The sequence below is a fragment of the Paenibacillus amylolyticus genome, from assembly GCF_036894225.1.
GTDB classification, from domain to species: Bacteria; Bacillota; Bacilli; order Paenibacillales; family Paenibacillaceae; genus Paenibacillus; species Paenibacillus amylolyticus.
This window is the reverse complement of sequence record NZ_CP145892.1, coordinates 5,675,747-5,697,848: the sequence shown is the minus strand read 5'-3', so window position 1 is coordinate 5,697,848 and position 22,102 is coordinate 5,675,747. Positions and strand designations below refer to the sequence as shown.

At 46.9% G+C, this 22,102-nt stretch carries 15 protein-coding genes, 16 tRNA genes and 2 rRNA genes; 31 read left to right on the top strand and 2 right to left on the bottom strand.

Features of this window, described 5'->3' with window-relative positions; translation table 11 throughout:
• Position 1 precedes the first annotated feature (1 nt).
• From gatB to V6668_RS25300, 7 genes are all read left to right on the top strand, one after another.
• Positions 2-1,441, top strand: coding sequence for an Asp-tRNA(Asn)/Glu-tRNA(Gln) amidotransferase subunit GatB (gene gatB / locus V6668_RS25330; RefSeq protein WP_036667996.1), 1,440 nt, complete (start codon positions 2-4; stop codon positions 1,439-1,441).
• Positions 1,442-1,537: 96 nt separating this feature from the next.
• Complete coding sequence (locus V6668_RS25325) at positions 1,538-2,002, top strand: GNAT family N-acetyltransferase (protein WP_076319628.1); 465 nt, start codon at positions 1,538-1,540, stop codon at positions 2,000-2,002.
• Positions 2,003-2,034: 32 nt separating this feature from the next.
• On the top strand, positions 2,035-2,745 hold the full coding sequence (locus tag V6668_RS25320; RefSeq protein WP_017692302.1) for an MgtC/SapB family protein: 711 nt from the start codon (positions 2,035-2,037) through the stop codon (positions 2,743-2,745).
• A 146-nt stretch (positions 2,746-2,891) separates the two neighbouring features.
• Positions 2,892-3,485: a hypothetical protein gene (locus V6668_RS25315; RefSeq protein ID WP_036667995.1), complete on the top strand. Its 594-nt coding sequence runs from the start codon at positions 2,892-2,894 to the stop codon at positions 3,483-3,485.
• A 26-nt stretch (positions 3,486-3,511) separates the two neighbouring features.
• On the top strand, positions 3,512-4,921 hold the full coding sequence (locus V6668_RS25310; RefSeq protein WP_036667994.1) for a DUF4097 family beta strand repeat-containing protein: 1,410 nt from the start codon (positions 3,512-3,514) through the stop codon (positions 4,919-4,921).
• 167 nt (positions 4,922-5,088) lie between these two features.
• The gene (perR, locus tag V6668_RS25305) at positions 5,089-5,511 is read left to right on the top strand and encodes a peroxide-responsive transcriptional repressor PerR (RefSeq protein WP_026081471.1); all 423 of its coding nucleotides are present in this window, start codon (positions 5,089-5,091) and stop codon (positions 5,509-5,511) included.
• A gap of 140 nt (positions 5,512-5,651) precedes the next feature.
• The gene (locus V6668_RS25300; protein ID WP_036607047.1) at positions 5,652-7,382 is read left to right on the top strand and encodes a glycosyl hydrolase family 18 protein; all 1,731 of its coding nucleotides are present in this window, start codon (positions 5,652-5,654) and stop codon (positions 7,380-7,382) included.
• A gap of 264 nt (positions 7,383-7,646) precedes the next feature.
• Here V6668_RS25300 and V6668_RS25295 read toward each other — a convergent pair whose 3' ends face one another.
• Positions 7,647-8,027 carry a DUF2614 family zinc ribbon-containing protein gene (locus V6668_RS25295; RefSeq protein ID WP_076319627.1) on the bottom strand — a complete coding sequence of 127 codons (381 nt, stop codon included), beginning with the start codon at positions 8,025-8,027 and terminating at the stop codon, positions 7,647-7,649.
• Between the two features lie 122 nt (positions 8,028-8,149).
• Between V6668_RS25295 and V6668_RS25290 the strand changes: the two genes are divergently transcribed.
• The 20 genes from V6668_RS25290 (at position 8,150) to V6668_RS25195 (ending at position 17,317) form a co-directional block, all read left to right on the top strand.
• On the top strand, positions 8,150-9,028 hold the full coding sequence (locus V6668_RS25290; protein ID WP_036667991.1) for a nucleotidyltransferase-like protein: 879 nt from the start codon (positions 8,150-8,152) through the stop codon (positions 9,026-9,028).
• Positions 9,029-9,486: 458 nt separating this feature from the next.
• Positions 9,487-11,039, top strand: a 16S ribosomal RNA gene (locus V6668_RS25285).
• Between the two features lie 316 nt (positions 11,040-11,355).
• Positions 11,356-14,281, top strand: a 23S ribosomal RNA gene (locus tag V6668_RS25280).
• The 16S and 23S rRNA genes sit together here with 15 tRNA genes alongside, the layout of an rRNA operon.
• A 66-nt stretch (positions 14,282-14,347) precedes the next feature.
• Positions 14,348-14,423: transfer RNA gene (locus V6668_RS25275), tRNA-Asn, on the top strand.
• A 3-nt stretch (positions 14,424-14,426) separates the two neighbouring features.
• Positions 14,427-14,518: transfer RNA gene (locus V6668_RS25270), tRNA-Ser, on the top strand.
• A 9-nt stretch (positions 14,519-14,527) separates the two neighbouring features.
• Positions 14,528-14,599, top strand: a tRNA-Glu gene (locus V6668_RS25265).
• Positions 14,600-14,666: 67 nt separating this feature from the next.
• Positions 14,667-14,742 (top strand) — tRNA-Val (locus V6668_RS25260).
• A 17-nt stretch (positions 14,743-14,759) separates the two neighbouring features.
• A tRNA-Met gene (locus tag V6668_RS25255) sits at positions 14,760-14,833 on the top strand.
• A 27-nt stretch (positions 14,834-14,860) separates the two neighbouring features.
• Positions 14,861-14,938: transfer RNA gene (locus V6668_RS25250), tRNA-Asp, on the top strand.
• A gap of 95 nt (positions 14,939-15,033) precedes the next feature.
• Positions 15,034-15,109: transfer RNA gene (locus V6668_RS25245), tRNA-Phe, on the top strand.
• A 20-nt stretch (positions 15,110-15,129) separates the two neighbouring features.
• Positions 15,130-15,205 (top strand) — tRNA-Thr (locus V6668_RS25240).
• Between the two features lie 9 nt (positions 15,206-15,214).
• Positions 15,215-15,300 (top strand) — tRNA-Tyr (locus tag V6668_RS25235).
• A gap of 6 nt (positions 15,301-15,306) precedes the next feature.
• Positions 15,307-15,380, top strand: a tRNA-Trp gene (locus V6668_RS25230).
• Positions 15,381-15,409: 29 nt separating this feature from the next.
• A tRNA-His gene (locus tag V6668_RS25225) sits at positions 15,410-15,482 on the top strand.
• A 22-nt stretch (positions 15,483-15,504) separates the two neighbouring features.
• Positions 15,505-15,579 (top strand) — tRNA-Gln (locus V6668_RS25220).
• A gap of 4 nt (positions 15,580-15,583) precedes the next feature.
• Positions 15,584-15,658, top strand: a tRNA-Gly gene (locus tag V6668_RS25215).
• Between the two features lie 6 nt (positions 15,659-15,664).
• Positions 15,665-15,738 (top strand) — tRNA-Cys (locus V6668_RS25210).
• Positions 15,739-15,744: 6 nt separating this feature from the next.
• A tRNA-Leu gene (locus tag V6668_RS25205) sits at positions 15,745-15,823 on the top strand.
• 183 nt (positions 15,824-16,006) lie between these two features.
• The gene (locus tag V6668_RS25200; protein WP_083669989.1) at positions 16,007-16,933 is read left to right on the top strand and encodes a class I SAM-dependent methyltransferase; all 927 of its coding nucleotides are present in this window, start codon (positions 16,007-16,009) and stop codon (positions 16,931-16,933) included.
• Positions 16,934-17,235: 302 nt separating this feature from the next.
• A tRNA-Asn gene (locus V6668_RS25195) sits at positions 17,236-17,317 on the top strand.
• 56 nt (positions 17,318-17,373) lie between these two features.
• Here the strand turns inward: V6668_RS25195 and V6668_RS25190 are convergent.
• On the bottom strand, positions 17,374-19,764 hold the full coding sequence (locus tag V6668_RS25190) for a helix-turn-helix domain-containing protein (RefSeq protein WP_076320407.1): 2,391 nt from the start codon (positions 19,762-19,764) through the stop codon (positions 17,374-17,376).
• 556 nt (positions 19,765-20,320) lie between these two features.
• Between V6668_RS25190 and V6668_RS25185 the strand changes: the two genes are divergently transcribed.
• From V6668_RS25185 to V6668_RS25170, 4 genes are read left to right on the top strand one after another with little or no spacing between them, the layout of a single operon-like run.
• Positions 20,321-20,629 carry a LiaF transmembrane domain-containing protein gene (locus V6668_RS25185; protein WP_017692311.1) on the top strand — a complete coding sequence of 103 codons (309 nt, stop codon included), beginning with the start codon at positions 20,321-20,323 and terminating at the stop codon, positions 20,627-20,629.
• Positions 20,630-20,664: 35 nt separating this feature from the next.
• Positions 20,665-21,336, top strand: a complete 672-nt coding sequence (locus tag V6668_RS25180) for a PspA/IM30 family protein (protein WP_017692312.1) — start codon at positions 20,665-20,667, stop codon at positions 21,334-21,336.
• 5 nt (positions 21,337-21,341) lie between these two features.
• The gene (locus V6668_RS25175) at positions 21,342-21,575 is read left to right on the top strand and encodes a PspC domain-containing protein (protein WP_036673255.1); all 234 of its coding nucleotides are present in this window, start codon (positions 21,342-21,344) and stop codon (positions 21,573-21,575) included.
• Positions 21,576-21,592: 17 nt separating this feature from the next.
• A complete protein-coding gene (locus V6668_RS25170) occupies positions 21,593-22,102 on the top strand; it encodes a PspC domain-containing protein (RefSeq protein ID WP_017692314.1) in 510 nt (169 codons plus the stop codon).

Genomic DNA, 22,102 nt, shown 5'->3' with positions numbered 1-22,102 from the left:
AATGTCCGCATCTAAATATGAAACGGTCGTTGGACTTGAAGTCCACGTGGAGTTGCATACCAACTCCAAAATTTTCTGTGGCTGCTCCACAGCTTTTGGAGCTCCGCCGAATACGCATACCTGCCCGGTCTGTCTCGGACATCCGGGTGTACTGCCTGTATTGAATCGTCAGGCGGTAGACTACGCCATGAAGGCAGCGATGGCCCTGAATTGTACGATTGCTGATGTCAGCAAGTTTGACCGTAAAAACTACTTTTACCCTGATTCACCCAAAGCCTATCAGATCTCTCAATTCGATCAACCGATCGGTGAGAATGGCTGGATTGATATCGAAGTGAATGGTGAAACGAAACGAATCGGCATCACGCGTCTTCACTTGGAAGAAGATGCAGGGAAGCTTACGCATATCGATGGCGGCTACGCGTCTTTAGTGGACTTTAACCGTGTCGGTACTCCACTGGTGGAGATTGTATCCGAACCTGAGATTTCTTCTCCGGAAGAGGCACGTGCGTATCTTGAAAAAATGCGTGCAATCATGCAGTACTGTGATGTATCGGACGTGAAGATGGAGGAAGGTTCACTGCGTTGTGACGCTAACATCAGTTTGCGTCCACATGGACAGGAGAAGCTGGGAACAAGAGCTGAACTGAAGAACATGAACTCCTTCCGTGGTGTTCAACGTGGTCTGGAGTATGAACAATATCGTCAGGCTGAGATTCTGGATGATGGCGGCGAAGTGGTTCAGGAGACGCGTCGCTGGGACGAAGCTCAAGGGAAAACACTGTCGATGCGTGGTAAGGAACAGGCGCATGACTATCGTTATTTCCCGGACCCGGATCTGGTGAATTTGCATATTGACGAAGCCTGGAAAGAGCGGATCAGAGCTACCATACCTGAGCTTCCAGACGAGCGTAAGGCGCGTTACACGGCTGATTATGGATTGCCTAGTTATGATGCAGAGGTTATTACTTCCTCCAAAGCTGTGGCAGATCTTTTTGAAGATAGTCTGAAATACACTCAGGATGCGAAGTCCGTATCCAACTGGATCATGGGCGACTTGCTGGGTTACTTGAATACGAGCAACCTTGAAGTGACTCAAGTTCCACTGACAGGTCAAGGTTTGGGTGAAATGATCGGACTGCTGGAGAAGGGCACTATTAACAGCAAAATCGCCAAAACGGTATTCAAGGAAATGCTGGAGAGCGGCAAGCTTCCACAGCAGATCGTTGAAGAGAAGGGTCTTGTGCAGATTAGTGATGAAGGCGCCATTCTTGCCATCGTTGAGCAGGTTGTAGCGAATAATCCTCAATCCGTGGAAGACTATAAAGCTGGTAAACAAAAAGCCATTGGCTTCCTTGTTGGTCAGGTTATGAAAGAAAGTAAAGGCAAGGCGAATCCCGCTCTAGCCAACCAACTGCTTGCAGATGTACTGAACCGCTAATCCTTCCGGTGAGGCCGGACAGAAAGAGGCTCGTCCCTGTGACAGCCTCTTTTTGGTATTGATAGATACAAATGTATTTCGGACGGGGGAACGGATATGAACATTCAACCATTGTCACTGAGTGATCTGGAGACGTTGGGACAGTTATGGAGACTACAACATGTAGCTTATCGATTGGAAGCCGAAATCATCGGATTTCAGGAGATTCCTCCTTTGATGGATACGATGGAGACACTTCGGGATTGTGGAGAGAGTTTTTATGGTTGTATCCATAATGACGGAGAGCTTATCGGGGCTGTCGCTGTAGCGGAGGAAGAGGAGAATACACTGACCATTACACGAATGATGGTGCACCCGGATCACTTTCGCAAGGGAATTGCGGCATCTTTGATGACGTATGTGTTGGAACAGCATGCGGATCTTCCGCGTTATATCGTCTCCACAGGAACGTTGAATCAACCCGCAGTGAATCTGTACACCAAATTTGGTTTTAATCCCGTGGAGGTCACACAGATTGCACCTGGAGTGGAATTAACGACTTTTCACAAGAATAAACTTTAATAATATTAACAACTTGAGGAGGAATACCGACTTTGGGCGATCCCTGGTTCATTGATGAGTGGCACATTTTATTACGATTATTGCTGGCTATGCTGCTTGGAGGGCTCGTAGGCCTGGAGCGGGAACGGTCCAATCATGCTGCTGGTTTGCGTACCCATATCCTGGTATGTCTTGGCTCTGCACTGATCATGATGTTATCTGTTTATGGCTTTAAAGATTTTGCTAATGAATTAAATGTAAGGATCGATCCAGCGCGTTTGGCTACTGCTGTAATTACTGGTGTCGGATTCCTGGGAGCAGGGACAATTCTCTTCACGGGAAAATCCATTACCGGACTGACTACAGCTGCTTCAATCTGGGTTGTTGCAGCCATTGGGCTCGCAGCAGGTGCGGGATTCTTTTTTGCCTCTATCGTATCCACCGTTCTGGTATTGCTTAATCTCTGGGTATTTAACAAATTAGAGCTAAGGTATCTACGAGGGAACAAACTGCATGTTGTTACACTTCATACCTTGTCAGAACCCGGTTTTCTCGAACAACTGTCTTCATGTATGGAGCAGGAGAAGATCAAAATTCGTAAAATTACCGTGAATGAACAAGACTTGGCCTACGCAGAGATGGTGTCGGTTGAACGTAAAATTGAGATTGTGTTACATGTTCAGGTACCGCATGATTTCCAAACGGTAGGCTTGGTATCCAAGTTAAGACAATGGGAACACGTTACCAAGGTGTCGATCGAATAATGAATTACAACCCTCCCCAGGCCAGTAGTGCCGGAGGGTTTTTGGTCATATCCATATTTCTTCCAGTTACTCTCCTTGCTCTTTAGGGTACTATCTAACCAAATGCATGAAGAGCGGAAGGTCAGATCAGAAGAGAGGAGTATGTTATGAAACGGAGACGTCAATTGAACCAAAAGACTCGTACAGTTCAGACCAAACCGGTCAGAAATCGGACTCACAAGTTTATTGCGGGATTACTGAGTGCCATTATTCCTGGCCTGGGTCATATTTATCTGAGATTGTACATGAGGGGTTTGACCTTTATGCTGCTTGTTTTGCTTGATCTGTCAGCGGTGTTGTACTTCTCATCTATTGGTATACAGATTAATGTGCCATTGCTCATCTTACTGGCTTTGTGTATTCCGGTTATTTACTTTTACAATGTATATGATGTGTTGCAATCTGCGGATTGGGTCATGATGCGCAGACGTAGAGCAGTAACCCAGGCAACTTCGGACAAGCCGATAACCAATGAACGTTCTACACGAGATGCAATGATGGTCTGGGAGAGAGGCATATCGTTTGGATTACTTCTGATTGTGGGAGGATCTTTAATGGTACTTTTTTTCCGCAAACCACGTTGGTTTCAAGAGCTTCTCGCCATGTACGGCGGATATTCATTTGCGGTTCTCATGATCGTAGGCGGTTTGCTTCTGTTTGGTCGTGAGTTCTGGGTGATGTTGAACAAGAAAAAAATGTAGTGGAAACGATACAAGGAGGGAACGTGATGAACCGTAAAGTCCGGGTTGGCCGCTATACGGCTGCCGCCTTAATCATAGCGGTCGGTGTGCTGTTGATTTTGGATAAACGGTGGGGAACTGACTACGTATATGAGATGGTGGACTGGTGGCCATTTTTGCTCGTTGTTTTGGGTGTTGAATATATTGTGCTGTTCCTGTGGACACGCAGAAGAAACAAGGTGCAATCGGATAACCCGAGCAATCCTGATGAGCAAATCAAAGTACGTTTCAGACCCGATGCCAAAGGCATTCTAACCTCACTGATTTTGGCAGCTTCCGTATTTATCGTCACCGAGCAGGATCACTACATGCACTTATGGAATAGAGTGAGTCTAAATCTCGGAGCGGCATCCATGGACTACAGTCAAGCGGCAGGGTATATGGAGGATAAGGGCACGATTCGTGTACCTGTTCGCATGGATACGTCAGATCTGGTGGTCGAAGGTGTCAACGGAGATATCTCGGTACAACGCGGAGATACGGATGAGATTGAAGTACGGACGGTGATCTGGGTAGATCAGACGACGGAAGTACAGGCAAAGGCCGTTGCAGCAGCCTCTTTTGTAGAGGCCGATGGTACAAAAGTAATTTATATCAAAGCTACAGGCAAGACGTATGGAGACAATGAAAAAACGCAGCCGCGTATGAATCTTACCATAACGATCCCGGATGATCGTCGTTTTAATCTGGATATTCGAACTTCCAATGGAGCCATATTATTAAATCGTCCGGAAGCCATTAGTACCATACTGGCCGAAACAGGTAACGGACGTATCCGGATTACCAATGCTGTTGGAGATATCTCCGGGAAAACGTTGAACGGAGATGTCATTGTAGCCAACGCCATAGGTAATGTCGATCTGGACAGTAACCGTGGAGATATGAAGGCTCGCGGTATTTCCGGCGATGTAGATCTTGCTACACAAGTGGGAAGTATCAGTATTGCGGACTCCGTTGGTGAATTCATCGCAGAGACACGCAACGGCAATATTACGCTGGATGGAGCCAATCTGGGAATCAAAGCCCAATCACTTAATGGCAGTATTAACATCGTATCTACCAAAGTCGGAGGGGACTGGGATGTGTACAGTGCGGTGGGAGCCATTAACGTATTACTTCCTGATCGTGGAGACTACAGTCTTGCGGGTTCCAGCAGTTATGGAGATCTAAGTACGGATCTGCCGTTCAAAGTACAGAATAAAACCATAGAAGGCCAGCTCGGTGAGGGCGAGTACAGGGTGAAAATTGAAGGCAACAGTGATCTCACCATTCAGAGTAACCCGGCTGTATCTACGCCTGAAACAGTTACACCTGATTCTGAAGATACGGCTGAGAATCTGGAACAGACTACCGAGGACGGACCAAATTCCCAGGAGGATTCTACAGAGGTTCCTTGACTGCCGCGTTGACAATAAACTTGTAATCGCCGTACAATAAATGTACACTGGCAAGATTACACGGCATGAAAGATGGATTGTCGTTCTTAATGGCCGGGAATCAACTCTGAGCGAGGAGACAGTAACTTACTCTTCACCAGAGAATGAAAGGTAAGGCGGTGGGTTTTATGGCAACACGTGTCCAACATGCGTTGGAGCATCTGAAAACGACCGGTGTCCGTATTACACCCCAGCGTCATGCCATATTGAACTATCTGATGGAATCCATGGGGCATCCGACAGCCGATGAAATTTACCGAGCCCTTGAACCCCAATTTCCCAGTATGAGCGTGGCAACGGTATATAATAATTTGAAGATGTTTCTGGAAGCTGGCATGGTCCGGGAATTGACATACGGAGATAATTCAAGTCGCTTCGATGCCAATGTGACGGATCATTATCATGTTATCTGTGATCAATGCGGCAAGATTGAAGACTTCAGCTATCCTTCACTCAAAAGTGTAGAGCTTCAGGCGGAGTCTAGTACAGGATTCGAAGTACACGGTCACCGATTGGAAGTATATGGCGTTTGCAAAAGTTGCAGGGATTAAGAGAGTTGAATTACAATATTAACGTGCAGAATTCAGTATGGATTCTTCACGTTTTTTTTTAGCATTTATGCAAAATGCTCATCTTTATAACAACTTATGCGCACATCCTTATGATCAGCATAATTAACGGAGGTAGACGTTTGGGTAGAAAAAGCAGATATACACGTCAGAAGCGACGTTCATTTTGGCCCGGTTTTCTCGGGGCTTGTCTGATCGCCGGGGGGGCTTACTGGCTTATAACAAATGTATGGTTGAACCAGATCCATGAAGACCCCGACTGGGTAGGAAGAAGCCAGCCTATTTTTGTAGATGGGCAACTGATGGATGGAGACGCTCTGGGTACAGGAGATCAACTCAAGTTGCCTGTAGATGTGCTGCAAGAAGCGATTGATGCAGGCATACGTTATGAATCAGAATCGGGAGATATCATTATTGCCTCTCCTCAGCGAGTCCTTCATATGAAAGATGGAAGCACACAAGCAGAACTTAATCACAAAGATTATCCTATGACAGTTAAGCCTGAGGTTAAGGACGGAGAAGCCTATATTCCGCTCAAACCTTTGAAAGAAGTATATGGCATAACCGTACAGGAAGATTCAGTAACAGGTGCTGTGCTGCTGATGCGTGGTGGAGACATGATACAGTATGCAGAGATTGATACGTTATCATCCAAAGCCGACAAAACGGTGCCGTTATATAAACGTGGTGGAGAATCCTCACCAATCATTGCCGACATGGAAAAGGATGCACGGGTACGTGTATGGCAGACGGGTGATAAACAGAGTTTTGTTCAACTCGATAATGGATATGCCGGATATGTAGATAATGATTATATTGTCCTCACCGAGAAAAAGAAGGTGGACTTGCCCAAGTATACGCTGACTGCAGCAGAGAAGAAGTGGCAGAATAAACCGGTAAATTTGGTTTGGGAAGCCGTGTACAATCGTCAGCCTGATGTGGGCTCTATCGGTAAAATGCCAGGTGTGAATGTGGTCAGCCCCACATGGTTTCATATTACGGATGGACAGGGCACTGTGAAAAGCAAGGGAAACCAAGCTTATGTGAACTGGGCTCACCGTTCGGGTATGGAAGTATGGGGACTCATGGATAACAGCTTTGATCCGGACGTTACAAAAGAAGCTGTAGCTTCTTACGAGACACGCACTCATATTATTGAGCAGATGTTAGAGTATGCACAGACGTATCAACTGGATGGTATCAACATCGATTTTGAGAACGTGTATACCGATGACGGGCCGAATATTACGCAGTTTGTGCGCGAGATCAAGGCGATGGCTCGTATACATGGATTGATGTTATCAATTGATGTAACACCAAAATCAAACAGTGAGATGTGGTCTGCCTTTCTGGATCGCCGTGCATTAGGTTCTTTTGCAGACTATGTTATTGTGATGGCTTATGATGAACATTGGGCGGCCAGTCCCAAGGCAGGTTCGGTAGCATCTCTGCCTTGGACCGAGGCTTCCATGAGACGCATACTTGAGGAGGATGAAGTCCCTTCTAACAAGTTGATCATGGCGGTTCCGCTCTATACCCGGATATGGACGGAAGAGACGAATGATCAGGGTGAGGTTAAAGTGTCTTCCAAAGCGGTGGGCATGAATGCCATTGTGGAGCTGATCCAAGAGAAGAAACTCAAACCTGAACTGGATCAGGCAAGTGGACAGAACTATGTAGAATATAAGGAAGACGGAGCTACCAAGAAAATATGGATCGAAGATGCCGTGTCCCTTCAGGCGCGTGTGGATTTGATTGCTTCGCTGAAGCTGGGCGGAGTAGCTGCGTGGAATCGGAGTTTTGCTAATGCTTCTGCATGGGAGGTATTAAAGCAGGCTGGTTACCAGAAATAATTTACTCGAACTCAGAGTGTCTGCGTGCTCCAATTTATTTTCACTAAGTTCAAATTTTCTCCTTAGGTACCATCATACGTGCAGTCTACCGTTTTATTGGTCGTAGAACTTATAACTTAACTTTATATCTTAGCTATTGATAACAGCAACAAGAGCTCACTTATAAGCCAAGTGCAAAAAGGTCCGGTAAACATACCGGGCCTTTTTTTTGTTCTTCAATGAAATTAAGGTAAAAGACATTTAGCGGTTGGAGATCATATCGTGCTAACCATCGGTGGGGGGAACTGTTGTAGAAGGCGCTTTCAGTTGTTGACTGGTCATGTTGGCCTTATTAGGGTCCAGGGTGAGGATGGTATGACAGAACATACACCGATCCGTTTTGCCGAGCATTTTGGTTAACTTCCCGCATTCCGGACAGTCGACTTGTACTGCGCTGGTGGAGAGCATACCCGCCCAGAAATAAATGGCTAGACTGGCCATCATGGCAATCAGTCCGATGACGAGTCCTACAGCTGCGAATACCTTGCCTGCATGTCCCCAGAAAACAATCCCGGCTGTTCCCAGTATCATTAGGCCCATACCTAGCATGGTCAGTAGTAATCCCCAAGTGCGAAAAGCATTAATTTTTGCTGATTTAAAAATCATGAAAAATGCTCCTATCGTATGAGTAGTATTGGACCTGGAAAAGAAGGAAACTTCAGTCTGGATGTAGAATTACATTATAACTGACTTGGCGCTTATCTGCCATGAAATGTATGGAGGGAATCGTGGAATTAAAGAACCTTGCTTTTTTGTCCGAACAGTCGGAAGAGACAGGGGCAGTTGGGGCTATCGCTTATTCCCACCCGGGAGAGCGATTCCACGGCTCCCTAATTCAAGATTTCGAATTATTAGTACTTGTTGTTCATAATGATGATCAATTGAAGTCGACGGTGGGACATTACAGATATGGTGATCTTCGTTATCAGATGATCTATGCGAGCCGTCATGAATTAAAGAGTAGTGTAGTAACCGGGAATCATAATAATCTCACCCAGTGTCTGATTGAAGGTGAGATTATTTGGGAAGCGGACAGCGCCTTAAGTGATTTGCGAGAAGAACTGTCTACCTTTGGGGCAGAATTGCGTGAGCAGAAGCTGCTTCATGAATTCACCAGTTTCTTGAGAATGTATGTGGAGGCCAAACGTCATATTCAGGAAGGTCATGTTGTAGATGCCTACTACAATGTATTAGAGGCTCTGGGGAACTGGGCAAGAATTGTATTGATTGAACAGGGGATATACCCGGATCATGCCGTCTGGACACATGTGCAGAATCTGGATCGCGCTTTATGGAAACTATATCAAGAGCTTACCGTAAGCTCGGAGACGCTGGAGCAGCGAGTAGAGCTTGTCCTGCTTGCCTGTGAGTTTTCCGTAATGTCCAAAATGAGTGAATGCTCAGAACTGCTGCTGCGTGTGTTAAGAAGTCGCAAGGAGCCGTGGAGCATGAATGAACTTGTTCATCATCCACAGTTAAGATTTGTTCGAGAAGATCTGCCTTTGGTAATACGTAAGCTGGTCTTTCGTTCTATTGTAAAAGAATCGGCAGGATGGCCATCAATCGGAGGAGAGGGCCGGGAGATTCGGTATTGGATTGAGGCATAACCTTCTCCAGAGGCCTGACATTATATTGATAACATAAGGGAGGGGAAACCTTCCTTTTTTGTTTGTTTAATAATTTATAAAAAGATGTTGACTCTCATTCACGATATATGATACATTATATTTCGTTCCTCAAACGAGATTATCGCCAACAAACGATAAATTCTTCAGAGGAAAAGTGAAGAACTAAAGCTTCAAAAAAGAAATTAAAAAAAGTTCTTGACGAAAACAAACGAAATGTGTTACATTATTTAAGTCGCCGCCGAAACTTGGTTGAGACGAAAAAAGAAGTGAAACAAATCGTGTTTGATCTTTGAAAACTGAACAACGAGTGAGTAAACATTCTGCTTGCAGAATGAACGCGAAAGTTTGAGACAAGCCTTGGCTTGAATCGACTGGAGCACAAATGAGATTTTTAATCTCGTCAGATTCAAAATGAGCTTATCGCTCTTTTCAATACTTTATTGGAGAGTTTGATCCTGGCTCAGGACGAACGCTGGCGGCATGCCTAATACATGCAAGTCGAGCGGACTTGAAGAGAAGCTTGCTTCTCTGATGGTTAGCGGCGGACGGGTGAGTAACACGTAGGCAACCTGCCCTCAAGTTTGGGACAACTACCGGAAACGGTAGCTAATACCGAATAATTGTTTTCTTCGCCTGAAGAGAACTGGAAAGACGGAGCAATCTGTCACTTGGGGATGGGCCTGCGGCGCATTAGCTAGTTGGTGAGGTAACGGCTCACCAAGGCGACGATGCGTAGCCGACCTGAGAGGGTGATCGGCCACACTGGGACTGAGACACGGCCCAGACTCCTACGGGAGGCAGCAGTAGGGAATCTTCCGCAATGGGCGAAAGCCTGACGGAGCAATGCCGCGTGAGTGATGAAGGTTTTCGGATCGTAAAGCTCTGTTGCCAGGGAAGAACGCTTGGGAGAGTAACTGCTCTCAAGGTGACGGTACCTGAGAAGAAAGCCCCGGCTAACTACGTGCCAGCAGCCGCGGTAATACGTAGGGGGCAAGCGTTGTCCGGAATTATTGGGCGTAAAGCGCGCGCAGGCGGTCATTTAAGTCTGGTGTTTAATCCCGGGGCTCAACCCCGGATCGCACTGGAAACTGGGTGACTTGAGTGCAGAAGAGGAGAGTGGAATTCCACGTGTAGCGGTGAAATGCGTAGATATGTGGAGGAACACCAGTGGCGAAGGCGACTCTCTGGGCTGTAACTGACGCTGAGGCGCGAAAGCGTGGGGAGCAAACAGGATTAGATACCCTGGTAGTCCACGCCGTAAACGATGAGTGCTAGGTGTTAGGGGTTTCGATACCCTTGGTGCCGAAGTTAACACATTAAGCACTCCGCCTGGGGAGTACGGTCGCAAGACTGAAACTCAAAGGAATTGACGGGGACCCGCACAAGCAGTGGAGTATGTGGTTTAATTCGAAGCAACGCGAAGAACCTTACCAGGTCTTGACATCCCTCTGATCGATGCAGAGATGTATCTTTCCTTCGGGACAGAGGAGACAGGTGGTGCATGGTTGTCGTCAGCTCGTGTCGTGAGATGTTGGGTTAAGTCCCGCAACGAGCGCAACCCTTATATTTAGTTGCCAGCACTTCGGGTGGGCACTCTAGATAGACTGCCGGTGACAAACCGGAGGAAGGTGGGGATGACGTCAAATCATCATGCCCCTTATGACCTGGGCTACACACGTACTACAATGGCCGGTACAACGGGCTGCGAAATCGCGAGATGGAGCCAATCCCAACAAAGCCGGTCTCAGTTCGGATTGCAGGCTGCAACTCGCCTGCATGAAGTCGGAATTGCTAGTAATCGCGGATCAGCATGCCGCGGTGAATACGTTCCCGGGTCTTGTACACACCGCCCGTCACACCACGAGAGTTTATAACACCCGAAGTCGGTGGGGTAACCGCAAGGAGCCAGCCGCCGAAGGTGGGATAGATGATTGGGGTGAAGTCGTAACAAGGTAGCCGTATCGGAAGGTGCGGCTGGATCACCTCCTTTCTATGGAGAATCGTTTCCTGCAACGGAAACATTCAAATACAAAATCTAGCCAGGTCGGCTAGTTACTCACTCGTTGCTCAGTTTTGAGAGCTCAAACTCTCAAAACAGCTTGCTTTTGCATGGAGCTTGTTCTTTGAAAACTAGATATCGAAACGAAACAAACGCGAATTAGAACATTCCTTTAAGCTGAACTTGTGCAAACAAGTCAAGTGTATAAAGGTAGTTAAATTGCTTTTGTGAGGGTATCGGGTGAGAGCGACTTTTGGCTTTGCGCAAGCAAAACAAGGGAAGCGAGCGACCGAAACCGGAACAAAATGGTTAAGCTACTAAGAGCACACGGAGGATGCCTAGGCGCTAGGAGCCGATGAAGGACGTGGCGAACAACGAAACTGCCTCGGGGAGCTGTAAGCAAGCTTTGATCCGGGGGTGTCCGAATGGGGAAACCCAGCTGGGGTAATTTCCAGTTACTCATAACTGAATACATAGGTTGTGTAGAGGCATACCAGGGGAACTGAAACATCTAAGTACCCTGAGGAAGAGAAAACAATAGTGATTCCGTCAGTAGCGGCGAGCGAACGCGGAGAAGCCCAAACCAGAGAGCTTGCTCTTTGGGGTTGTGGGACGTCTCACATGGAGTTACAAAGGAACCGGTTAAGCGAAGAGGTCTGGAAAGGCCCGCCAAAGAAGGTAAAAGCCCTGTAGTTGAAAGTCTGTTCCCTCCGAGACGGATCCCGAGTAGTGCGGGGCACGTGAAACCCCGTATGAATCCGGCAGGACCATCTGCCAAGGCTAAATACTTCCTAGCGACCGATAGTGAAGCAGTACCGTGAGGGAAAGGTGAAAAGCACCCCGGAAGGGGAGTGAAATAGAACCTGAAACCGTGTGCTTACAAAAAGTCAGAGCCCGTTTTAGGGGTGATGGCGTGCCTTTTGTAGAATGAACCGGCGAGTTACGTTCCCGTGCAAGGTTAAGGTGAAGAGCCGGAGCCGCAGCGAAAGCGAGTCTGAATAGGGCGATGTAGTACGTGGACGTAGACCCGAAACCGGGTGATCTACCCCTGTCCAGGGTGAAGGTGCGGTAACACGCACTGGAGGCCCGAACCCACGCATGTTGAAAAATGCGGGGATGAGGTGGGGGTAGCGGAGAAATTCCAATCGAACTCGGAGATAGCTGGTTCTCCCCGAAATAGCTTTAGGGCTAGCCTCGGAAAACAGAGTCGTGGAGGTAGAGCACTGATTGGGTGCGGGGCCCGCAAGGGTTACCAAGCTCAGTCAAACTCCGAATGCCATAGACTTACTTCCGGGAGTCAGACAGTGAGTGCTAAGATCCATTGTCAAAAGGGAAACAGCCCAGACCATCAGCTAAGGTCCCCAAGTGTGTGTTAAGTGGGAAAGGATGTGGAGTTGCACAGACAACCAGGATGTTGGCTTAGAAGCAGCCATCATTGAAAGAGTGCGTAATAGCTCACTGGTCGAGTGACTCTGCGCCGAAAATGTAACGGGGCTAAACACACCACCGAAGCTATGGCTTGATGCTTTGCATCAGGGGTAGGGGAGCGTTGTATAAGGGTTGAAGGTGTACCGTAAGGAGCGCTGGACATTATACAAGTGAGAATGCCGGTATGAGTAACGAAAAGATCAGTGAGAATCTGATCCGCCGAAAGCCTAAGGGTTCCTGAGGAAGGCTCGTCCGCTCAGGGTAAGTCGGGACCTAAGGCGAGGCCGAAAGGCGTAGTCGAAGGACAACAGGTCGAAATTCCTGTACCACCGTAAGCCGTTATGAGCAATGGGGGGACGCAGTAGGGTAGTGACGCGGACTGATGGATGTCCGTCTAAGCAGTAAGGCTGATGTGTAGGCAAATCCGCACATTGTAAGGCTGAGCTGTGATGGGGAGCGAAAATTATAGTAGCGAAGGTCATGATCTCACACTGCCAAGAAAAGCCTCTAGCCAGGTGATGGTGCCCGTACCGCAAACCGACACAGGTAGGCGAGAAGAGTATTCTAAGGCGCGCGGAAGAACTCTCGTTAAGGAACTCGGCAAAATGACCCCGTAACTTCGGGAGAAGGGGTGCCCCGGTAGTGTGAATAGCACGAGGGGGCCGCAGTGAAAAGGCCCAAGCGACTGTTTAGCAAAAACACAGGTCTGTGCGAAGCCGTAAGGCGAAGTATACGGGCTGACGCCTGCCCGGTGCTGGAAGGTTAAGGGGAGTGGTTAGGAGCAATCCGAAGCTGTGAACCGAAGCCCCAGTAAACGGCGGCCGTAACTATAACGGTCCTAAGGTAGCGAAATTCCTTGTCAGGTAAATTCTGACCCGCACGAATGGCGTAACGACTTGGGCGCTGTCTCAACGAGAGATCCGGTGAAATTTTAATACCTGTGAAGATGCAGGTTACCCGCGACAAGACGGAAAGACCCCATGGAGCTTTACTGCAGCTTGATATTGAATTTGGGTACGATCTGTACAGGATAGGTGGGAGCCTTTGAAACGTGAGCGCCAGCTTGCGTGGAGGCAACGTTGGGATACCACCCTGATCGTATCTAGGTTCTAACCTGGTACCGTAATCCGGTGCGGGGACAGTGTCAGGTGGGCAGTTTGACTGGGGCGGTCGCCTCCTAAAGAGTAACGGAGGCGCCCAAAGGTTCCCTCAGAATGGTTGGAAATCATTCGAAGAGTGCAAAGGCATAAGGGAGCTTGACTGCGAGACCTACAAGTCGAGCAGGGACGAAAGTCGGGCTTAGTGATCCGGTGGTACCGCATGGAAGGGCCATCGCTCAACGGATAAAAGCTACCCTGGGGATAACAGGCTTATCTCCCCCAAGAGTCCACATCGACGGGGAGGTTTGGCACCTCGATGTCGGCTCATCGCATCCTGGGGCTGAAGTAGGTCCCAAGGGTTGGGCTGTTCGCCCATTAAAGCGGTACGCGAGCTGGGTTCAGAACGTCGTGAGACAGTTCGGTCCCTATCTGTCGTGGGCGTAGGAAATTTGAGAGGAGCTGTCCTTAGTACGAGAGGACCGGGATGGACGTACCGCTGGTGTACCAGTTGTTCCGCCAGGAGCACCGCTGGGTAGCTATGTACGGACGGGATAAACGCTGAAAGCATCTAAGCGTGAAGCCCCCCTCAAGATGAGATTTCCCAGTATGTAAGACCCCTTGAAGACGACGAGGTAGATAGGCTGGGGGTGGAAGTGCAGCAATGCATGGAGCTGACCAGTACTAATCGGTCGAGGGCTTATCCAATAGCAAGTTCTAAATCGCATGTTTCGTTTCGAATCTAGTTTTCAGAGAACGATCTCTGAAGCCTATTCCCTGATAGCTCAGTTGGTAGAGCACTCGACTGTTAATCGAGTTGTCACAGGTTCGAGCCCTGTTCGGGGAGCCATATGGAGAGGTGTCCGAGCTGGCCGAAGGAGCACGATTGGAAATCGTGTAGGCGTCACAAGCGTCTCGAGGGTTCGAATCCCTCTCTCTCCGCCATAATATTAAGGCCCGTTGGTCAAGGGGTTAAGACACCTCCCTTTCACGGAGGTAACAGGGGTTCGAATCCCCTACGGGTCATAATAAATTTAAAAAAAGAAGTTGATTTTTACAACAAGATTATGGTATGATCATAAATGTGTTGTTCGGAGGCTTAGCTCAGCTGGGAGAGCATCTGCCTTACAAGCAGAGGGTCGGGGGTTCGATCCCCTCAGCCTCCACCATATAAACTTTATAACGACGCGGGGTGGAGCAGCCCGGTAGCTCGTCGGGCTCATAACCCGAAGGCCGCAGGTTCAAATCCTGCCCCCGCAATTATACTTTCCTTTGAGAAAGTGATCTGGAACCGTGGTGTAGTTGGCCTAACATGCCTGCCTGTCACGCAGGAGATCGCGGGTTCGAATCCCGTCGGTTCCGCCATTTAATCTTTACATGAGGCAAACTGTTCACTACATCTGCTGTATGGCACTGATGCCCTATATAAAGTGTAAGGAATTAAGATTAGACTTTATTATGGCTCGGTAGCTCAGTCGGTAGAGCAGAGGACTGAAAATCCTCGTGTCGGCGGTTCGATTCCGTCCCGAGCCACCATTTTTAAAATAATTTAATATGCCGGTGTAGCTCAACTGGTAGAGCAACTGACTTGTAATCAGTAGGTTGGGGGTTCAAGTCCTCTCGCCGGCACCATGTAATCCTGGAGGATTAGCGAAGTGGCCAAACGCATCAGACTGTAAATCTGCTCCCGTACGGGTTCGGTGGTTCGAATCCATCATCCTCCACCAGTTTTTAGGGGCATAGTTTAAAGGTAGAACAACGGTCTCCAAAACCGTTGGTGTGGGTTCAATTCCTGCTGCCCCTGCCAATTAAATTTTTAGAAAATAACCTTTTATGGCGGTCGTGGCGAAGTGGTTAACGCACCGGTTTGTGGATCCGGCATTCGGGGGTTCAATTCCCCTCGATCGCCCCTTTGTTTTTTCATTTTTTATTGGGGATTAGCCAAGCGGTAAGGCAACGGACTTTGACTCCGTCATGCATAGGTTCAAATCCTATATCCCCAGCCATTATGCGGACGTGGCTCAGCGGTAGAGCATCGCCTTGCCAAGGCGAGGGTCGCGGGTTCGATTCCCGTCGTCCGCTCCAAAATATGGCGCCATAGCCAAGTGGTAAGGCACAGCTCTGCAAAAGCTTTATCCCCAGTTCGAATCTGGGTGGCGCCTCCAGCATATGCCGGCGTGGCGGAATGGCAGACGCGCTCGACTCAAAATCGAGTGGGAAACCGTGGAGGTTCGAGTCCTCTCGCCGGTATATTGAATAGCCCTACATGTTGCTTATGCAATGTGTAGGGCTATTTTTATTTTATATGAAACGATTTATGTGCAGTAAGAAAATCTAGAGTAAGAGAAGATGGACGTTAATAAAGATTGACGTATGATTATATTGAGTATATTGTAGATAAGTAAAGTCTTTAATATGGAGGAGTGAAGTAGAGTGACTAATGGAAAAAATGTATCGGATACCGATCTGTTATTTGATCTTTCTGTATGGGAAGAGGCATGGAAGAATCGTCCGAGAAGTTCAAAATATAAGAAGAAAAGCGTCCCCTCTAATATAGAAGAAGCTTTTGAGCGATGGGCCAGGGATTATCATGCACAGTCGTTCACTGAAGAAGGAAAGCAGCGTTCTGAACGCATTATGGGCTGGATTGAAAACCAGGGTGTGGAATTCGCAGGGTTATCCATTTTGGACATTGGTGCCGCTTCAGGCATATTTACCATTCCTTTTGCAGAAAAGGGGGCAAGTGTGACCGCAGTTGAGCCTTCTGAGTTGCTTGTCTCCCTTATGAAAGAGACGATACCTCCAGCTCTGGAATCCAAAATCGAAATCGTAAACGAACGATATGAAGAAATCTCCATTAAGGATAAAGGCTGGGAGAAGAAATATGACTTTGCATTTGCATCCATGTGTCCGGCGATGTCGGATTGGGAAACGATTGAGCAGGCGATCAATTGTGCCCGGAAGTATGTGTATATAAGTACTATGGCGGGACAGAAGGAACACACACTAATGAATGAACTTAAGGATGTACTGGGTGTAACTTCTTCACACAAGGCCGGTGATATGGGGTATATCCAACAGTTGCTGTATTTGCAGGGTTATTCTTATACGATGATCATTACGAGAGAAGTTAACTCATTTGAAGTACCGGTGGAAGAGATTATCGAGAAGCTGCCAGAATGGCTTAATACGTATGAGTTACCATCGGATGAAGATTCCCTCAGATTGGCTGAGGATTACATTAGCGATACGTACAAGGATAGTACTGTGACCTTCTCACGTGGAGGAAGATTTGGTAAAATTCTAATTCAACTTGAACAGCCCAATATGAAAACAGTTCGCACTAAGGATAAGCGATAAATCGCATAAGCGTGGCACGTGTAATGATAATCAGGAATTGAGACAGAGACAATATAGTCTAACGTCTAAGATGACACTAGGAAGCATCATACTGCAAAACAAGAAGATACACGTGTGAAACATATGAAGTTAAGATTGCAGAAGTAAAGTTGTAAGTGAAGGGAGCAGGTTATGTGCTCCCTCTTTTTTGAAGCCACTAATTCATCGACCGCTTTGAACCAGACCCTCGTTTATTTAGAGATGTTCGAGACAACGAAACAAAACACAGACCTAGTTTTCAGAGAATGATCTCTGAAGCATATTCCCTGATATTTCAGTTGGTAGAGCACTCCACGGTTAATCGAGTTGTCACAGGTCCGAGCCCTCGCCCTGTTCGGGGGGCCATATGGAGAGGTATCCGAGCTGGCCGAAGGAGTGCGACCTACAGTCGTGCTCCTTGTCTAATTTCTGTTCGACACTTCTGCTTTCTGCTTACGCTCCCGATACTGGCCGGGGGTGATTCCTTCCCATTTACGGAATGATCGGATAAAGTTTTGCGGATTGTTGTACCGAAGTCGTGCTGCGATATCTTTAACGGTTAGATCACTTTCGTCCAGCCATTTTTTAGCGATATTAAATCGGTACTTGGTCAGATATTCACTAAATGCACAGCCTGTCTCTTTGCGGAAAACACTACTTAAGTAGTTGGCATTGTAGTGAAGCTTAACAGCACATTCCTCAAGCGTCAGATCCTTATCATAATCTTGATGAATCATGGCAATCATTTTCTCAGATATATGCTGATACTGGGCATACTGTCTTGCTTTAAAAACCTGGATGACGGGCAAGATGACTTGATGGTTAAACCAATCCTCAACTTCAGCAGCGTACTGCAAACCATGAAGTTCATGAAACATCGAACCACGACCTTGGGAGATCTGTCCGAGTCGTATGCCGGATTCCTGAGTCATTTGCAAAATATGCGTGAGCAACCTCGTAAGAGCCACCTCATACTCCTCGGGTGTAACCTCCATACCAAAGATTACTTCAAGCAGTTGTTTCAGAAGAGCAGAGGCCTGGACTTCATCCGCACTTTGAATAGCTTGGATCAACGAATATTCCAATGATTCCGGGTAGGTCATGGACCAAGTGGGAGTGTAATGATCTATGTTCTCATATTGAAAAATAATGCCTGTTCCCAGCTTCATCCGATGCCTCAGTGCTTCCAAGGCTTCTGTGTAAGCTTGAGGGATGTGATGTAGAGAGCTGTGCGACTGGCTGAATCCTATACTGACTTGAAGAGCTAGAATCTTATCCATCTGTTGTTGTAACTGGTCTGTTAATACATATAGCTGCTGTGAAAAAATAAACTGATCCTGTTCAACGGTCCCAATCACCGTGACTACCGTATGTTCCAGCACAATGGGAAGCAATTGTTGGTTATGCACAACCGTTTCCTCCAATATATTTTGAATAGCGAATAATAAGAGATCACGATCACTAGCTCTATATTTTGTATGATTAACAAGATCGGCCTGTAGTGTAATAACAGCAATTTGTTGCCATTCCCGAACCTGATGCGTGTAGCCATATTCATTCAGGGCGTCATGAAGAGTATGAACAGGGATCTTACCCTGGAACAGACTGATCATAAAATGATTGCGAATCTGCAATAGATGCACATTAAGTGTGTTCTCTAATTGGGAGCGAGAAGCAGATAATTGTGAGACCCCTGCTCTGATCTGTTCGAACTCATCAGAAAATGGTGGTGATTGCTGAGCTACCGTGTTTCCTTCTTTGGACAGGTGGTTGTCACCAAGTTGGGTTAAAAGTTTACGAATCGGGACATGCATTCGCTTGGAGCCGAGCCAGGCGAGTAATAATGAAAGTAAAAGTAAGAAGATACTGATATACAAGGTGTGTAATCCGATATCGATATATTCTTGTGTCAGAATATTCGTAGGTGAGATTAGAACATAAGTCCATCCTTTTAAGGTAGAAGGGCTATACGTTAGAGAATAATGTGTATCGGCGATCTTAACTTCCCGTTTTTCAAAGCCTGTTGAAAATGTGATGGGTGATAGTTTGGTTATGTTGGCTTCCGTATCCCGATCCTGTAATCCAATGGCAGACAACGGTTGTCCAATGTATACAGGATCGGGATGGACCAAGATACGTTGTTCCCGATTCAAAATGATCAGTCCTGAGGCAGCATTGCCTATGGAGGCTTCTCCTAGTGTGTTTTGCAAAGAACAGGCAGGGATTCCGGCAATCAGGGCAGCATCGGAAGACGTATTCAGATTCGGAATAGATCTCGCAAGGGCAATATGATAAATACAGCCTGTACCGGGTGAACGCTCATCATTACTGAACACCGATGAAGGGGAGAGCTGCCATCCAGAAGTTAACGTATCCGATATCAATTCTTTCATGGGAAGAGCCAGTGGAAAATCCGTATTACGATATAATCCGGCATGATCAATAAGCCAATTCTGAGATTGATTCACCAGAGTAATATCCAGCAAAGGTTCCCATGACCTCATATTCTGAAATTCGCTCTGTAGCTTGTCGGCAAGCAAAGGCCCTTTCCCCTCTAGTGAAGAAGAAGCAGACAGGGAGCGAAGGGTTACTGGAGAGCGAACGGCCTGATCAAGCATATAACTAACTGTAGCGAGTTTGTGTTCTACGTTGGATTGCATTTGTTCCAGCAACTGTCTGTTAGCCTGCGTACGATGCAGCTCTGTTTGGTTTGATGAATAGATAAATGCGGCAATTCCCGTTAACAAAATGGGCAGGGTGCTTAACAGGATTCCGAAGATGATCATTTTATGGAGATAGCTGATTGGTCGCACAGTTTCAGTTCCACCCCTGACATTAGAAATAGTAACACTTTCTATTTTAGTAAACGCTTACATATAGAACAATCTAAATTTTGTTTATTTGGATAAATAAGTAATTTTACAAAAGTGTATAGAAGTAGAGATAAGGGATTGCTGATAGATGATTTTGCAGAAAAGGCTAGAGAAATGGCTTGGACTGACTATCCAATACGGAATCATGAGAAACGAAATTGCAGTGTGAACGTAAATAGAGACATGGACAACATTCTCTCTACAGGTCGATATCTGCTAAAGGGTAGCCTGAATACGGGTAATAGAAGGTATCTGGAGTGCTATTCAGCTTAGGTGGAACGTTGGTCTTATATAGGGACAGACAAAGGTCCAACTAGATCCCCGACCTGAGTCTAGGATGAAAAACCGTCCACGGTCTGTTTTGAAAAGTCGCGGAATCCCCTAGAATAAGGACATAAGGTTAAACAAGAAACACGGAAACAAAAAACAAGAAACAAACGAACAAATGACTCAACACATTAAAAGGAACGAATGGAAAGGGCGGTGAACAACAATTATGAGATTGAATAAGGGAAATGGCTGGGCGATTGTATTGATTGCGCTGGGTGCACTACTCCTCTTCGGAAAGTTAACTCCACTTCTTGGACACTTAATGGGTTATCTGATTCCGGTCCTGATGATTGCACTGGGATACTACGGAGTTAAACGAGGGAATGTGATGCTTGGCTGGATTGTTCTCATCATCGGTATCATCTCACTGATGGGTAAACTGGCATGGTTGATCGGACCGATCATCGCGATCGGGTTAATCATCTTTGGTATCTCAATGCTAAGCAATAACCGCAGTCGTCGTGGTCGGTACTAAGCTTTCACGATTATGAAAAGGAGGGACAGAACATAATGAGTGTATTTCGTCGAATGCGGGATATTACCGTAGCTAATCTGAACGAACATTTGGAGCAAAGTCAGGACCCAGTCAAACTGATTGATCAGTTCCTGGTCTCGACCCGCCAAGACATCGGTGAAGCCGAGAAACTTCGTCATCAATATGCAAGCCATACCAGACAAATGAAACAACAAGCCGATCAGGCAGCAGGTATGGTGAACAAACGGGAAGAACAGGCTTCCATGGCTCTGAAAGCAGGGGAAGAACATCTCGCTAAGCTGGCCTTGCAGGAGAAAATCCTCCACGAGGAAAAAATGGAACAGTACAATGAATTGTATGCACAAAGTTATGCGGCATTACAGGAGTTGGATGAACAGATCGACCAGCTGAAGGTTGAATATCAGAATGTATACAGCAAACGCCAATATTACTACGCTCGTATGCAGACGATTCAGTTACAGCAACGTATGAACCAGAGAGGCAATCACAACGGTCAGAATGTACCCCGTATGTTTAACCGACTGGATGACCAAGTCTCTGATCTCGAATATGAAGCACAAAGTCTCCGCGATATCCGGCGGATGAATCAAGATGGTTCAGGAGTGACTGGCAGCATGTCATCCTCTACGCTGGATAAGGAACTGGAACGCTTAAGACAGAAATTGAACAATGACAGAAAGGAGTAGTCACAATGAATAAATTATACCGCTCGGCGCGTAATCGAAGGCTAACAGGTTTGATCGGTGGCATTTCTGAAAATCTCGGATTGAGTACCACGTTGCTACGTATCATTTTCTTCATCAGTATTTTCGCTACGGGAGGTACATCATTGTTGATCTACTTCATCGCTGCATTGGTGGTACCAAAGGAATCCAATCACGTTGATCCATATGCTTATGATTCCAACGTAAGAGGATACAAGTAAACGAAAGGAGCAAGCACATGAGCAAATTATACCGCTCAACGCGTGACCGGATGTTAACCGGCTTGTGCGGCGGAATTTCCGAAACCATCGGAATGGATTCCACCCTGCTGCGTATCATCTTTGTTATCAGTATCTTCGTAACTGGCGGCACGTCGTTGTTAATATACTTTATTGCAGCACTGGTGGTACCAAAAGAACCGTATCCGCCTTATGATCCATATGGCTACGGTCCGGGCCAAGGCCCTGGTCCTGGCAGAGGATACGACAACTATGATCATCAGCCACCAAGAGGTCCTTTTCAAAATAATCACAACCAACAAGGTCCTGGTAACTTCGGTCCCGGCCCTGGATTCAACGGCAGACCTCAATCTGGTCCCCGTTCTTATGACAACAACGCCTACGGAGCAGGAGCACCGCAAGAAAGTGAACTTGATTCCATGATGAAAGATATCGAGAAAAAAGCACTGAAAAAAGAAGTTGAAGAGCTTCGCCAAAAATTATCTCGTTACGAGAAGGGAGAAAAGTAA